This window comes from Nonomuraea wenchangensis, assembly GCF_900111685.1.
Taxonomy (GTDB): Bacteria; Actinomycetota; Actinomycetes; order Streptosporangiales; family Streptosporangiaceae; genus Nonomuraea; species Nonomuraea wenchangensis.
On the sequence record NZ_FOHX01000017.1, the window covers coordinates 39,768 to 53,779 of the forward strand.

Genomic DNA, 14,012 nt, shown 5'->3' on the forward strand with positions numbered 1-14,012 from the left:
CCTATTTCCAGCCAGATGTGGCTTCCGAAAGTTTCGGTCGGGCGGCGACCTTCCACGCCTGCCCGCTGACCTCAGGCTAGACGAAGAAACTTTCACTGCCCAGGCCCGAATCAGGCCAGGCCAACCTTTCGCGTGCCGAAATATTTCAGACAATTATTGACACTTTTCGTACCGCTTCGCACACTGACCATCGGTCCCCCTGGAAGGAGAGCATGGTGATCATCTACTCGGGCCGTTCCAGGCTCCGCGCGGCGGTCGCCGTGCTGGCGGCGGCGACGATCGCGATCCCCGGAGCGGTGCGGGCGGCGAGCGCCGACGCCGGCGTGCGCCTCGCCGCGGCGGGGGTCGAGGACGACGGCGCCGGCTGCGCGGTGCCCGGCCTCCCTGACGCGGGGTCCCTGCCCACCGTCTCCCGGCTTCCCGACCCGTTCACGAAGCTCGACGGCACCCGCGTCACCGCCAGGTCCGACTGGCGCTGCCGCAGGCAGGAGATCAGGAAGCTGGCGGAGAAGTTCGTCTACGGCGAGAAGCCGCCGAAACCGTCCAGCGTGACCGGTACGGTCACCAGCAGCGGCATCACCGTCAACGTCTCCCACAACGGCAGGAGCGCATCCTTCTCCGCGGGCGTGCAGCTCCCGACCGGCGGCGGCTCCGGCCCGTTCCCCGCCGTCGTCGTCCTCGGCGGCCTCGGCGCCGACACCGCCACCATCCGCGCGGCCGGCGCGGCCGTCATCAGCTACGACCCCCTCGCCGTCGGCAGGGAGGGCACGTCCCGCAGCAACAAGCAGGGCGCGTTCTACACCCTCTACGGCGCGACCAGCGGCACCGGCATCCTGGCCGCCTGGGCCTGGGGCGTGAGCCGGATCATCGACGTCATCGAGCAGTCCGGCGGCTCGATCCTGCGGGCCGACGCGACCGGCGTCACGGGCTGCTCCCGCTACGGCAAGGGCGCCTTCGTGACCGGCGCGTTCGACCAGCGCATCACGCTGACCATGCCCGTCGAGTCCGGCAGCGGCGGCGTCGCGGCCCTCCGCGCGATCCCCGGCGAGAGCGGCGCCCAGCCGCTGAGCAGCGCCTACTCAGAGCAGCCGTGGCTCGGCGACGCCTTCGGCTCCTTCACCGGCGGTCCGGCCCGGCTCCCGGTGGACACGCACGAGGTCGTCGGCATGATCGCGCCGCGCGGGCTGTTCATCATGGACAACCCGCACATCGACTGGCTGGCCGCCCGGTCCGCGAGCGTGGCCGCGCTGGGCGGCGCCGAGATCTACAAGGCGCTCGGCGCGGGCGGCAACCTCACGTACTGGTCCGACGTCCAGGACGGCACCCACTGCGCGACCCGGCCCGAGTGGCGGACGCCGATGCAGCAGTACATCCAGAAGTTCCTGCTGAACACGGGCGCTTCCACGGGCACGATGCGGATCGCCGCGAGCAAGAGCGGCAACCTGGCCGAGTGGCGTGACTGGACGACCCCGGCGCTCGGCGACCCCACCTCCGACACCTCGCCGCCGACGGCGCCGTCCGGCCTGGCCGCCTCGGCCACCACGTCCACGGGCACGACCCTGACCTGGACGGCCGCCACGGACGACACCGGCGTCACCGGTTACGACGTCCTGCGCGCGCCGGGCGCGAGCGGTAGCACGTTCGCGCAGGCCGGCACCTCGGCCACGACCTCGTTCAGCGACACCGGCCTGACGCCCGGCACCACCTACCGCTACCAGGTCAGGGCCAGGGACGCGGCGGGCAACATCTCCCCGGTCTCGAACACGGCGCAGGTCACGACGCAGCCCGGCTCGGCCACCGGGGGCTGCACGGCCGTGCCGACCGTACAGACGCAGTGGGCGACCGGCTACGTCATCCAGCCCCTCACCATCACCAACACCGGCTCCTCGGCCATGACCGGCTGGACGGTCACCTTCACCCTGCCCGCCGGCCACACCCTGACCGGCTCGTGGAACGGCGCCGTCACCGTCTCCGGCCAGACCGTCACGGTGCGGAACGCCGCCCACAACGGCGCCCTCGCGCCGGGGGCCGCCACCGCCACTTTCGGCTTCCAGGCGACCCGGCCGAACGGCGACACCGCCTACCCCTCCGGTTACCGCTGCTCCTGACATTCGGCCCGCACGGGGACTCCGGACCCTATATCGTTCCTGTTACGGCAGTGAAAAAAAGCCATTTATGGTGCTTTCGGAGGCGGAAGGTGGTTGCTTGAGCGAGGAGTTCCGGCTGACCGTCGAGGAGTTGGCCAAGGAGTACAACCGGCAGGCCACCCAGTTGCGCGAGGCGTACGGCAAGCTGTCCGAGCTGACGGCGACCGCCGAGTCCCGCGACCGGATGGTGAGCGTCACCGTCGGGCCGCGCGGCCAGGTCCAGAACATCAAGCTCGACCCCCGGGTGTACCGCAAGCTCTCTCCCTCGCAGCTCGCCAGGGCCATCATGGAGCAGATCGGCGCGGCCACCGGGCAGGTGGCCGGCCAGACCAAGGAGCTCATGGCGCCGTTCATGCCGCAGGGGATCCCTCTGGAGGACGTCTTCGGCGAGGGGGCGAGCATCGAGTCGTTCCTGCCCCAACCGGTCAGGCTGCCGCCGGAGGGGCAGGAAGACCGTGGCTAGCCCGTCCCAGCAGGGCTACCGCGCCGTCTTCAGCGGCCTGCGGACCCGCTCGTCGAAGGCCGACGCCTCCCTCGACGCGCTCATCGAACTGCACGATCACTTGTCCGACGTCTTCTACCGCGAGGGCAACCCCCTGGGACGGGACCAGTACGGCGAGGAACTGGCCAAGAACCGGTTCAAGATCGAGGACGCGGTCTTCGGCGCCTTCCGCAACCACCTCGACGAGTTGGAGTACCTCCGCGACGGACTGCGGGACAACGCGCGCAACTACGAGGACGCCGAGGGCTACGGGGAGACCGGCGACCTGAGCGGCCCGGACGCGCCGCGGTTCGGAGACCCGCCCGGCGACGACCCCTCGTACCCCGAGGGCTGGTGACCAACGTTGGGGTTCGACGGTTTCCTCGTGCCTGACTGGGCGAAGCCGTACGTCGGCTTCGCCGTCGGCACCGACTGGCCGGAAGGCGACGAGGACGGCTGCTTCCGGCTCGCCGACGCGTGCGCGTACACCGCCGGGGCCGTCATGGAAGAAGAGCTGTTACAGACCTTCGGCCGGCCGGGAGAGGACTGGGACGGCGACGCGCTCATGGAGCTCGTCGAGCGGGTCCAGTACGTGTTCGACCCGACGCTGAAGGAGCTCATCGAGCAGCTCGTCTCGGCCGCCAAGTACTACAACAACCTCGGCGTCCAGGTGCAGTACACCAAACGGATGATCGAGGTCTCCGTCTGGTTCCTGATCGTCCAGATCGGTTGGCTGCTGGCCGCCTCGATGGGTCCCTGGGGAGCGATGTCGCTCGCCACGATCGGAGCCCGCGTCCAGCTCACCCGGCTGGCCATCGCCCAGCTCGCCAGGCGATTGCTGATCAACATCGGCCTGTTCGGCGGCCTCATGGCCGGCATGGACGTGGCGGTGCAGGCCAGTCAGTCGCGGCGCGACCACCTCGACTGGGAGCAGGTGCTCAAGTCGGGCGGCACGGGAGCCCTCCTCGGCACGTTCCTCACGGGTTTCACCGGGCTCCTGCCCGCCCGGTCGATGGCCGGCCTGATGCTCAGGTCGGGTTTCGCCAGCGCGGGCACGGACTTCACCGTGCAGCTCGCGAGCGGGCAGTTCGACCCGATCAGGTTCATCAAGAGCTTCACCTCGGGCGTGGTGGGCGGCGCCGATGCCCACTGGGCGAGCTGGAGCCCGTACGCGTCCGCCAAGCCGGGCACCCGTCACGGGTCACCCGCCGTCACCGACAATCCCCTCTGGAGCAGCCGCACCAAGAGCCACAGCTCCCCGCCCAGCACGGTCTCGCTGCCGATCACCGCTCACACCACGCTGAGCGGCTCCACTCCGCACGCCCTGCCGAATCAGACGCCGGGACCGTTCCGGATCCTCGACAACCCCGGCAGGTCGGGCGACGGTTACGTCCAGGGCGGCCTCTGGGGCAGGTACGGCGCCGCGGGCGTCCTCATCCGCAGCACCGACGGCCCGGGCCAGGCCCGCTACCTGCTCATGCAACAGAGCCAGAACGTCTCCAACGCCGGCAAGTGGCAGTTGCCCGGCGGCGCCCTGGACAGCCTCGAAACGCCGGTGAACGGCGCCGCCCGCGAGCTCGGCGAGGAGCTGGGCGTGGGCCAGAGCTACCTCGACCAGCTCCAGCTCAAGGGCGAGCACGCGGTGGAGGTCGGAAACAACGGCTGGAAGTACACCAACCTGGCCGCCGACGGGCCGATGTTCACGCCGAGGCTCGACACCTTCGAGGCCAGCGCCGCCCGGTGGTTCACCCTGCCGGAGATCGCCCAGATGGCGAACCACCAGGAGCTGCACCCCGCCCTGGCCAAGGCCCTGCCGGACATCCTGGACCTGTACCACGACACCCCCGCCACCCCGCCGCCCAAGGACCACTACGTGGCGACGGGGACGGAACGCCGGTTCAAGCCGCCGGTGGACTTCTCCACCTACTCGGGGCTGTCCACGGACGGGCCGAGCCCGCCGCTGCAGCAGACCATCCGCCGCACCGAGACGGGCCTCTACTACAGCGCGCCGGCCCCGCACATCCCCCTGGACGCGCCCTTCGGCGCCCGCCTCGTCCACCCATCGTTCGGTGAGACGGTCTGGCAGCCGGTGCTCAAGGACCTGTCGGGGAGCGAGCTGGACGTGGTCCGCCACTACGCCGGCAACGGCTACATCGAGATGAACGGCCGCCTGCGCGGCGGCGAGGACCCCCTCCTCTACCCGGAGGGACGCGTCGAGCGGAAGATCGAGCTGCTGAACGACGTGCTGCGCCGCCAGACCGTCCCGGAGACGATCGACGTGTACCGGGTGGTGCGCCTCACCAACAAACTGTTCACGGTGCCCGTCCACGAGCTTCCCGGAACCGTGCAACGCGACCCCGGCTTCTTCTCGACGAACATCGGCACCGAGCCGATCTTCGGCGGGGACGTCGTGCTGCACCTGCGGGTGCCGCCCGACACCCCGGCCCTGTACGTGAAGCCCATCAGCAATCTGCCCGAGAACGAGCTGCTGCTGGGCTCCGGCGTATCGTGGTTCGCCGAGGACGTGCGGCGGGTGTACGGCAAGTGGCACGTCTACGGCTGGGTGCTGCCCGACGATGCCGGGCCCTGACGAAGGAGGGTGAGCGATGTCGTTGAAGGATGAGCCCGCGTTCCAGACGGTCCTGGCTCCCGACTCCTATCCGCGGACCACGGCCTCCCCGATCCGCTACATGCCGATTCTCAAGGACGACGTCGTCATCGGCTACCTGTGGGCCGCGACCACCGACGACGCCGCCCAGTACGTGCCACGGGAGCAGGCCGGCGACCCGGCCCTCGACGCCGCCGTGGCCTGGACGCGGCGGCTGCGCTGGGCGAAGGCCAACGGCGTCAGCCCGCTCGCGGCCCTGCGGCACTGGTCGGGCGAGCCCGAGGACGGGCGGGCGGGAAAGGTGCCGGTGGGCCGGCCCTTCGAGCTGCCGACCCTGGCCGCGCTGGAAGAGCTCGCCGCCGCCGGCTGAGGAATGCCAGAGCGTCTCCCGGTGATAGAGCATGCATGACGACTATCGCTCTCATCGGCAGCGGACACATCGGCGGCACCGTCGCCCGGCTCGCCGTCGCGGCAGGCTACGACGTGGTGCTCAGCAACTCACGCGGTCCCGAGACGTTGCGTGACCTCGTCGGGGAGCTCGGCCCGAAGGCGCGGGCGGCGACGGCGGCCGAGGCCGCGGCGGCCGGCGACCTGGTGGTGGTGAGCGTCCCGCTCAAGGCGTACCGCGAGGTGCCGGTGGAGCCGCTGGCCGGCAAGACCGTCCTCGACACCAACAACTACTACCCGGAGCGCGACGGGCGCTTCCCCGAGCTCGACGACGACTCGACCACGTCGAGCGAGCTGCTCCAGCGGCACCTGCCGGAGTCGCGGGTGGTCAAGGTCTTCAACAACATCTTCTTCCGGCACCTCGCGACGCTGGCCCGGCCCGCCGGCGCCGCCGACCGCAGCGCCCTGGCGATCGCCGGCGACGACGCGGCGGCCAAGGCGGAGGTGGCCGCGTTCCTCGACGCGATCGGCTACGACGCCGTGGACGCGGGCGCCCTGGCGGAGGGCCGGCGGTTCCAGCCGGGCACCCCCGTCTACGCCGATCCGTACGCCGGTGACGCCGCGAACTTCTGGGAGTCGCCGGGCGTGCCGGCCTCCGCCGAGACCATCCGGTCCGGCCTCGCCGCGGGCTGAGGCTCCGCCCCCGCGTCCCGTACGATGGCGCGATGACCACTCAGGTGATCGTTCTCAACGGCGGCTCCAGCTCGGGCAAGACCACGATCGCGCGGTCTCTTCAGGCGGTCCTGCCGGACCCGTGGCTCGCCTTCTCGGTCGACACCATGGTCGAGGCGCTGCCTCCCTCTCTGCGGGAGTCCGACGCGGGCGTCGCCTACGCCTCCGACGGCAGCGTGGTCGTCGGACCGGAGTTCAAGATCCTGGACGGCGCGTGGACGGCGGGCATCGCCGCGATGGCCCGCGCGGGGGCCCGGGTCGTCGTGGACGACGTGTTCATCGGCGGCCCGGACTCCCAGCAGCGATGGCGGCAGGCCCTCGCCGGGCTGAGCGTGCTGTGGGTCGGCGTGCGGTGCGACGCCGACGTCGCCGCGGCCCGCGAGGCGGCGCGCGGCGACCGCCCCGCCGGCATGGCCGCGTCCCAGGCGACGGCCGTCCACCAGGGCATCTCGTACGACGTGGAGCTCGACACCACCCGTACGGACCCGCTCGACTGCGCCCGCGCCGTCGCCGCCCACGTCAAGTGACTTTTCGCTGGACGCTCAGAGCTGCTGGGTGAGGTTGATGAGGTTGCCATCCGGGTCGGTGACGTGGGCGACCCGGTGGCCCCACGGCATGTCGTTGGCCGGGCCACGCACCTTCCCGCCGGCCGCCTCCACCCGCGGCAGCAGCTCGTCCACGTCGGGGACGAACACGGCCACGATGACCCGGCCCGGCGGGACCTCGACCCCGGGCCCATAGGCGACCAGCCCCAGGCCGGCGTCGCCGATCCGGAGCTCCACGGAGAACGGCCCGTCGTCGCCCGGCACGCGCATGCGCTCCTCCGCGCCGAACACCTCGACGTAGAAGGACCTCGACCGCTCGATGTCGGCGGTGCAGAAGATGGGCTGGATGGCGTACGTGCTCGACTGAGTGCTCATAACTCCTTAGACCGTTTTCCGGCCCGAAAATCATCGCTCCGCCGGCCGAAAATGGGCTCTCAGCGTTCGTAGAGGTACCACGCCGTCGGCGTCAGCTCGCAGCGGTACCCCCCCGTACTCGGTGGGCGGGAAGGTGCTGATCAGCGTCGCCGCCTGGGCGGGGGCGGCGAGCAGGCTCAACGGCAGGTCGATGCCGCACCGCCGACGGTAGGTCCGGCAGCGGACAACTCCCTGGATCTCCCGAACCTGGGTTGCAAACTTCGACCACGGCGGACGAACGGGCAGCGGCCCGGGAGCTCGGGATGTTCCTCCGTTCCCGGCGCGCGAGGACCACCCCGCAGGACCTCGGGCTGGAGCCCGGCCCGAGGCGGAAGGTCGAGGGACTGCGGCGCGAGGAGGTCGCGGCCCTCGCCGGGCTGAGCACCGACTACTACCAGCGCCTGGAACAGGGCAGGAACGTACGCCCCTCCGACGCGGCGCTCAGCTCGATCGCCGACGTGCTCGACCTGGACGAGGTGGAACGACGTCACCTGACGAGACTGGCGCAGCTGACCCGCGGCCCGCGACCGCCGGCCGGCCACGCGGCGGACCGGGTGCCGAGGAACGCGAGGCTGCTGCTGGCGGCGATCGACCTGGAATTGTCTGACCCGGCCCATTCCATCTCCTTGACGGGGACGGGCGCGTCCTGGACGACATCTACCGGCGGGAGTTCTGGCCGCGCAGGTAGCACCGGCCCAGGACCCCGTACCAGATCATGATCGGCAGGTGGAGTGCGTACCCGAGCTGTTCCAGCGCCACCGTCGGCCCGTCGGTCCCGGTCGTCCACGGAAGCACGACCGCCGCCGCACCCGACACCGCGGCGAGCGCACCGGCGACGCGGAGCCGGGCCGGCATCGGGACGCCGGCCGCCGCCGCGACGGTGGCGGCGACCCACAGCAGCCCGGCCAGGTTGACCGCCCATTTGGCGGTGAGCAGCACCGCCCAGGCCACGGTGGCGACCGCCGGGGCGGCGGGACGGGCAGCCAACTGGGTCAGCGCCAGGTTCCCCGCGTCATGGAGCAGACCTGCCAGCCCGGCGGCGGCCAGCAGTCCGCCGGCCGGCGTCGTCAGGTGCGGTCCGGGCGCCTGGGCGGGACGAGCGGCCATCACGAGCCCGGCCGCCGTCAGTGCCAGCCAGCCCAGTACGTCGAGGGCCAGCTCGGTCAGGTGCAGCCCGGGCTGCTCGCGCACCGCGGCCAGCGCGGCTACGGGATCGGCCGAATTCAGGGTCAACCCCGATGGCACCACGATGGCCGCACCGGCGACCATGGCCACCAACGAGGTCAACAGCAGGACACCGGTGAGCCGGTTCGTCCGAGGGTTCGCGTCGGTCATGGACGGTGACGGTAGGACCTTGCCGCAGGGACAAAGTCAACCTGCCGCGGGAAGGAGCGAGGGGTGTGGCGGATCGGGCAACTGGCGCGGATGGTCGGCGTCTCCGAACGGACCCTGCGCCACTACGACAGGATCGGCCTGCTGCCTCCCGCCGCGGTGGACCGAGTCACCGGCTATCGCCACTATGGCGTGGCCGAGCTGGCACGGCTGGAACGCATCCGCGGCCTGCAGCGCCTCGGCCTGCCGTTACGCCGGATCGCCGACCTGCTGGACGCCCCTGAAGCCCAGCTGCGACAGGCCCTGGCCGAGATCGTGACGGGCCTCAGGCAGGACATCGCCGCCCTCGCCGCCGCCGCGGCCCACGCCGAGGACCGTCTGACCACGCCCATGTCGATCTTGCCCCAGGAGACCACGCTGGGCTCGCGCCGCCTGCGCGTCCGCCGGGTGCGCCTCGACCACCCGTCCGAGCTCGCCGCGCTGTGCCCGGGGCCGCCGGCGACCCTGCTGACCTGGCTGCGCGGGGAGCCGACCGGCGCGTTCACGGCGGCGGTGAGCGCCGATCGCGACGGCGAGCAGCTCATCCTGCCCGCTCGCGCCGTCGTACGAGCCGTCGTCCCGCCTTCGACGGACGTGGTCCGCGCCGGGCAGGACCTGTTCGGCTGGCTGGGCCGTCACCATCTCGCCGTCACCGGCCCCACGGTGGAAGAACACCTCGTCGACGCCGACGGCGCCCATGCCGTCGTCCTCGAAGTGTCCGTACGCCCCTCGACCGGACCGCACCTCACGCTCGCCCGGTCGAGGGGCCACCTGATCACGGGCGGGGGCGAGGCGCGGCCAGGAGGCGAGCGCCGGTGACCACCAGGCCGACCGCCTGCAGGACGGCGCCCGTGACCTCGAACCACTCGCTGCCGACCACCAGTCCGATCACGTGGAGCGGAGGCCAGGCGAGGACCCCGGCGGCGGCCCAGACCGGGACCCTGCGGCTACGGAGGAGGGCCAGGCCGAGCAGCAGCGTCCCGACCAGGTTGCCCAGCACGAAGAGCAGGAACACCCACAGCGTCGACGGGTCGCTCTGGCTGTTGTCGATGACGACCGCGTAGTCCTGGACGGGGCCGCCGTGCTCGGCCATGGCGACGTCGGTGATCCCGCTGAGCGCGACCCCGAAGTAGCAGATGTATCCAGCGGCCATCATCACGGCGCCGACGAAAGCGAGTTTCGGACTCCGGTCTCCCACGAGCCGTTTGGCGCCGAGAACCGCCGGGACCATGAGCATGCTGGCCAGCATCGCGGCGACGTTGGCGAGGCGGTACAGGCCGGGGTGGGCCGCGGCCAGGGCGAGCGCCTCCGCGCCGCTGCCGTCGCTCCCCCCGGAGCGGGTGACCCACGCGTAGGCGCCGTTGGCGACGATGAACCCCCATGGCGCGGCGAACAGCGCCAGGGCGAGCGGAACACTGCGGATGGGCGACGGATCGGCCGGCGCGGGCACGCCGCCGGAGGACGGTACGGAGGACGGGACGGACGTTTCCATGATTCTCCTTCGGGAGGAAGCAGCGGTAGGGGTGCGGGGGTCAGCTCTGGGACCGCAGAGCCGGCGCGACCAGTGCGACGCCGCCGAGGGTGAGCACGACGCCGACCACGGCCGCGGTCATCGCCTCGGCGGGAACCCCGTCGACGAAGAACGCGGGCACGGCGGTCAGCCCCGACAGCAGCCTGCTGACGATCACGGCGACCGCACCGGCCCGGCTGCCGCGCCAGGCCGGCACGATGCCGGCCAGGGTGATCACTCCGAGGGCGGCTCCGGCGGCGGCCACCGCGAACGGAGGGTGCTCGCCGTCGCCGAACGGCAGCATGACCACGTCGATGAGTCCGAGCAGGCCGCACACGATCAGCCCGGCGACGAGGAGACGGGAACGCTTCATGGGATCCTCCCTGTGAACGAAGCGGAATCTGTACCGATCCGGAGTCTCCGCCGCCCGCCCTCCCTCCCGGATCCGGGCAGGCACGGGACGTGTCTCCGTACTGGCACGTATTCACCCGGCGGTCCCGGGGGCCTAGCGTTCAGGTGTGACCACCTCCCGTCTGTCCGCGTTCGCCCTGGCGGCCCTGACGACCGTGCTCGCGGGCGCCGGGGTGGTGCTGGCGACGATCAGCGGCGACGCAGGCGCCACGGCGAGGTTCGCGACCGGCGCGACGCTGGCGCTCCCCTCGGTGGTGCTCGGGACGCTGGTCGCCGTCCGGCGTCCGGGCAGCGTGGTCGGCCCGCTGCTCATGCTGGTCGGCGCGACCGCGGTGTGGGTCACGGTCGACGACCTGTACGCCTCGGCCGTCGCCTGGCGGCCTGACCTGCCGGTCCCCGAGCTGTACGTGGCCCTGTCGCAGGGCGACTGGATGTTCCTGTACGTGCCGGCGGCGCTGCTCATGCTGGTGTTCCCCGACGGGCGGCTGCCGGGACGGCGGTGGCGCTGGGCGGTCGCCGGGCTGCTGGTCGTACCGACGCTCTTCATGCTGATCTCGGTGTTCGACCCCGATCCCTACCGGCCGCCGTTCGAGGCCGTGCCGCACCCCTTCCGGCTCCCCGAGTCCTACCTGCCGGTGCTGCGGACGGCGGCCGTCGCGCTGCTGCCGGTCTTCCTCGGACTGCTGATCGGCTCGGCGGCGGCCGTGGTGCTGCGCTACCGCAGGACGACCGAGGAGGTGGCGCGGGCCCAGCTCAAGTGGCTCGCGCTCGGTGCCGCCTGTCTCCCGCTGACGCTGCTGCTCTGCTGGGCCGGCTACCTGTTCTTCGACGGGCCCGAGCCGGCGCTCATCGGCCTGGCGGCGACGGCCCTGACCATCCCGGTGGCGACCGCGATCGCCGTGCTGCGGCACGACCTCTACGACATCGACCGCGCCATCAGCGCCGCCGTCACCTACGGCCTGGTGACCGCGCTCCTGCTCGGCTTCTACACGGCCGCCTCGTTCCTGGTGGGGCTCGGCACCGGCCGGAGCTCGCCCGTCGCCGCGGCCGCGGGCACGGCCATCTGCGCCGCCGCGCTGTCCCCGCTGCGGGTCCGGCTCCAGCGCTGGGTCGATCGCCGGTTCTACCCGGCCCGGCAGGCCGTGCTGAGCGCCGTCGAAGAGCTGCGTGACCGTACGCACGCGGGCCAGGCTCAGCCCGAGGAGCTGGAGGCGACGCTGCGCACCGCGCTGCGCGACCCGGCGCTGCGGGTCGGCTACCGGCTGCCCGGCACGTCCGGGCTCGTGGACGCGGCCGGCGCCCCGGTCGACCCCGGGGACGCCTTCGTCGCCCGCGTACGGCTCGGCGGCCACGACATCGGCGCCATCGTGCGCGGCGGAGCGGGCACCCGGGAGCTGCTGCGGGAGGCGGCCACCGCGGGCGCCCTGCTCATCGAGGTGGTCCGGCTGCGCATCGAGGTGAGCCGGGCGCTCGACGAGGCCGAGGCGAGCCGTACCCGGCTGCTGCACACCGGGTACGAGGAGCGTCGGCGGCTCGAACGCGACCTGCACGACGGGGCGCAGCAGCGCCTGGTCTCCCTCGGCATGGCGATCCGGCTGGCGCAACGCCATCTCGACGACGGCACCGTCGATGTGGACGGCCTGTTCGACCAGTGGGTGGCGGAGCTGGCCTCCGCGGTCACCGAGCTGCGGCAGATCGCACACGGCCTGCGGCCCAGCAGCCTCGACGACGGGCTCGGGAACGCGCTGTCCATGCTGGCCGGCAAGGTGCCGGTCCCCGTGACGCTCGACGTGGCGGCCGACGTGGCGGCCGACGACCTGCCCGACGACGTGGCGATGACCGCCTACTACGTCGCGAGCGAGGCGATGACCAACGCGGTGAAGCACGCCGGACTCGCGGCGATCGGCGTCCGCGTCAGCCGTGCCGACGACCGGGTCACCGTACGGGTCAGTGACGACGGGCCGGGAGGAGCCGAGATACGCCCGGGGACGGGGCTGGCGGGCCTCGTGGACCGGGTGCAGGCGGCCGGCGGCACGTTGCGGCTGTCCAGCCCGGCGGGCGGCGGAACCCTGGTGGAGGCGGTGCTGCCGTGCGCATCGTGATCGGCGAGGACTCCGCCCTGTTCCGGGAGGGGCTGGCCCGCCTGCTCTCCGACGCCGGGCACGAGGTCGTGGCCAAAGCCCAGGACGCCCCCGGTCTGATCGCCGCCGTCGCGTCCGCGAGCCCGGATCTGGCGATCATCGACATCCGGATGCCGCCCGACCTCACCGACGACGGCGCCCGGGCGGCCAGGCAGATCCGCGACAGCCACCCGGAGCTCGGCATCGTCCTGCTCTCCCAGCACGTCGAGACCCGGCATTCCGTCGATCTGGTGTCCCGCGGGCGGTTCGGCTACATGCTCAAGGACCGGGTCTTCGACGTGGACGACTTCTTCGACGCGCTGCAGCGGGTGGCCGCGGGCGGCTCCGCCCTCGATCCCGAGGTCGTCGCGCGCCTCATCGGCGGCCGGCGGGCCGACGACCCTCTGGCGTCGCTGAGCGCGCGGGAGCGCGAGGTGCTGGCCCTGATGGCGGAGGGCCGTACGAACGTCGGCATCGCGCGGCGCCTCTGGCTGACCGACCGGACGGTGGAGACCCATGTCAGCTCGATCCTCGCCAAGCTCGGCCTGGCCAACTCGGAGGAGGACCACCGCCGCGTACTGGCCGTCCTCCTTTACCTCAACCGCCCCTGAACGGTGACTGCGATCGGCTGCTCCGAGCCCCAAATCGAGACAAACGCGTACTATCGTGACCGGTATGGAAAACAGCCCCTCGCCCAGGGACCCCCAGCTGTCACACCTCCGCGCCTCGGACAGCAACAGGGAGCAGATCGCCTCCGTGCTCGGTGAAGCCATGAGCACCGGCCAGCTCAGCCACGAAGAGTACTCCGAGCGCCTGGACAAGCTCTACCAGGCCAAAACCATGGGAGAGCTCCAGCTCCTCACCCAGGACCTCCAGATCGACCGGCGCCACCCGGTGACCCCGAACCTGGTCTCCAACCCGTCGGCCACGGAGTCCGCGCCCGAGAACGTCATCGCCGTCTTCGGCGGCAGCGAGCGCAAGGGCCGCTGGCGCGTACGGCGCCGGACCACGGGGTTCGCCCTCTTCGGCGGCATGCGGTTCGACCTGACCAATGCCGAGTTCGAGGCCAGGGAAGTCGAGTTCAGGATCACCGCGATCTTCGGCGGGGCCGAGATCATCGTGCCCGAGGGGATGGAGGTGCGCAGCGAGGGCATCGGGATCTTCGGCGGCTTCGACGTACGCGGCAGCGAGGACGTCGACCCGTCGGCGCCGGTGCTCGTGGTGAAGGGCCTGGCGCTGTTCGGCGGGGTGGGCGGCAAGCCACGCCGCCGGGACAAGCGCTGAGC

At 71.9% G+C, this 14,012-nt stretch carries 16 protein-coding genes; 12 read left to right on the forward strand and 4 right to left on the reverse strand.

Annotation, left to right across the window (positions count from 1 at the left end):
* Positions 1–212: 212 nt before the first annotated feature.
* The 7 genes from BMW85_RS51555 (at position 213) to cpt (ending at position 6,882) form a co-directional block, all read left to right on the forward strand.
* Positions 213–2,108, forward strand: coding sequence for a glucuronyl esterase domain-containing protein (locus BMW85_RS51555; protein WP_091091204.1), 1,896 nt, complete (start codon positions 213–215; stop codon positions 2,106–2,108).
* 97 nt (positions 2,109–2,205) lie between these two features.
* Entirely contained in the window at positions 2,206–2,610 is a 405-nt protein-coding gene (locus BMW85_RS37180) for a YbaB/EbfC family nucleoid-associated protein (protein ID WP_091091206.1), read from the forward strand.
* Positions 2,603–2,986 (forward strand): hypothetical protein, encoded by a 384-nt coding sequence (locus tag BMW85_RS37185; RefSeq protein WP_091091208.1) that lies wholly within the window; start codon positions 2,603–2,605, stop codon positions 2,984–2,986. Before BMW85_RS37180 ends, BMW85_RS37185 begins: the two co-directional genes overlap by 8 nt.
* Before the next feature lie 27 nt (positions 2,987–3,013).
* Positions 3,014–5,218: an ADP-ribosyltransferase gene (locus tag BMW85_RS37190; RefSeq protein ID WP_143082531.1), complete on the forward strand. Its 2,205-nt coding sequence runs from the start codon at positions 3,014–3,016 to the stop codon at positions 5,216–5,218.
* Between the two features lie 16 nt (positions 5,219–5,234).
* Positions 5,235–5,606, forward strand: coding sequence for a hypothetical protein (locus BMW85_RS37195; RefSeq protein WP_091091212.1), 372 nt, complete (start codon positions 5,235–5,237; stop codon positions 5,604–5,606).
* Between the two features lie 35 nt (positions 5,607–5,641).
* Positions 5,642–6,316, forward strand: a complete 675-nt coding sequence (locus BMW85_RS37200; RefSeq protein WP_091091214.1) for an NADPH-dependent F420 reductase — start codon at positions 5,642–5,644, stop codon at positions 6,314–6,316.
* A 32-nt stretch (positions 6,317–6,348) separates the two neighbouring features.
* Positions 6,349–6,882 carry a chloramphenicol phosphotransferase CPT gene (gene cpt, locus BMW85_RS37205; protein ID WP_091091217.1) on the forward strand — a complete coding sequence of 178 codons (534 nt, stop codon included), beginning with the start codon at positions 6,349–6,351 and terminating at the stop codon, positions 6,880–6,882.
* A gap of 15 nt (positions 6,883–6,897) precedes the next feature.
* Here cpt and BMW85_RS37210 read toward each other — a convergent pair whose 3' ends face one another.
* Positions 6,898–7,275 (reverse strand): glyoxalase superfamily protein, encoded by a 378-nt coding sequence (locus BMW85_RS37210; RefSeq protein ID WP_091091219.1) that lies wholly within the window; start codon positions 7,273–7,275, stop codon positions 6,898–6,900.
* A 302-nt stretch (positions 7,276–7,577) separates the two neighbouring features.
* Between BMW85_RS37210 and BMW85_RS37215 the strand changes: the two genes are divergently transcribed.
* The gene (locus BMW85_RS37215; RefSeq protein WP_091091221.1) at positions 7,578–8,033 is read left to right on the forward strand and encodes a helix-turn-helix domain-containing protein; all 456 of its coding nucleotides are present in this window, start codon (positions 7,578–7,580) and stop codon (positions 8,031–8,033) included.
* Here the strand turns inward: BMW85_RS37215 and BMW85_RS37220 are convergent.
* Positions 7,972–8,649 carry a hypothetical protein gene (locus BMW85_RS37220; protein WP_091091223.1) on the reverse strand — a complete coding sequence of 226 codons (678 nt, stop codon included), beginning with the start codon at positions 8,647–8,649 and terminating at the stop codon, positions 7,972–7,974. The two genes, BMW85_RS37215 and BMW85_RS37220, sit on opposite strands and share 62 nt — an antisense overlap.
* 63 nt (positions 8,650–8,712) lie before the next feature.
* Between BMW85_RS37220 and BMW85_RS52145 the strand changes: the two genes are divergently transcribed.
* Positions 8,713–9,504, forward strand: coding sequence for a MerR family transcriptional regulator (locus BMW85_RS52145; protein WP_218156100.1), 792 nt, complete (start codon positions 8,713–8,715; stop codon positions 9,502–9,504).
* Here the strand turns inward: BMW85_RS52145 and BMW85_RS37230 are convergent.
* Together BMW85_RS37230 and BMW85_RS37235 are read right to left on the reverse strand one after the other, a co-directional pair.
* On the reverse strand, positions 9,461–10,177 hold the full coding sequence (locus tag BMW85_RS37230) for a DUF4386 family protein (protein WP_091091226.1): 717 nt from the start codon (positions 10,175–10,177) through the stop codon (positions 9,461–9,463). The two genes, BMW85_RS52145 and BMW85_RS37230, sit on opposite strands and share 44 nt — an antisense overlap.
* A gap of 40 nt (positions 10,178–10,217) precedes the next feature.
* Complete coding sequence (locus BMW85_RS37235) at positions 10,218–10,568, reverse strand: hypothetical protein (RefSeq protein WP_091091228.1); 351 nt, start codon at positions 10,566–10,568, stop codon at positions 10,218–10,220.
* Between the two features lie 145 nt (positions 10,569–10,713).
* Between BMW85_RS37235 and BMW85_RS37240 the strand changes: the two genes are divergently transcribed.
* The 3 genes from BMW85_RS37240 (at position 10,714) to BMW85_RS37250 (ending at position 14,010) form a co-directional block, all read left to right on the forward strand.
* Positions 10,714–12,708: a sensor histidine kinase gene (locus BMW85_RS37240; RefSeq protein ID WP_091091230.1), complete on the forward strand. Its 1,995-nt coding sequence runs from the start codon at positions 10,714–10,716 to the stop codon at positions 12,706–12,708.
* A complete protein-coding gene (locus BMW85_RS37245; RefSeq protein WP_091091232.1) occupies positions 12,696–13,337 on the forward strand; it encodes a response regulator in 642 nt (213 codons plus the stop codon). The genes BMW85_RS37240 and BMW85_RS37245 overlap by 13 nt, the downstream gene beginning before the upstream one ends.
* Before the next feature lie 64 nt (positions 13,338–13,401).
* Complete coding sequence (locus BMW85_RS37250) at positions 13,402–14,010, forward strand: DUF1707 SHOCT-like domain-containing protein (RefSeq protein ID WP_091091235.1); 609 nt, start codon at positions 13,402–13,404, stop codon at positions 14,008–14,010.
* The last annotated feature ends 2 nt before the right edge of the window (positions 14,011–14,012 follow it).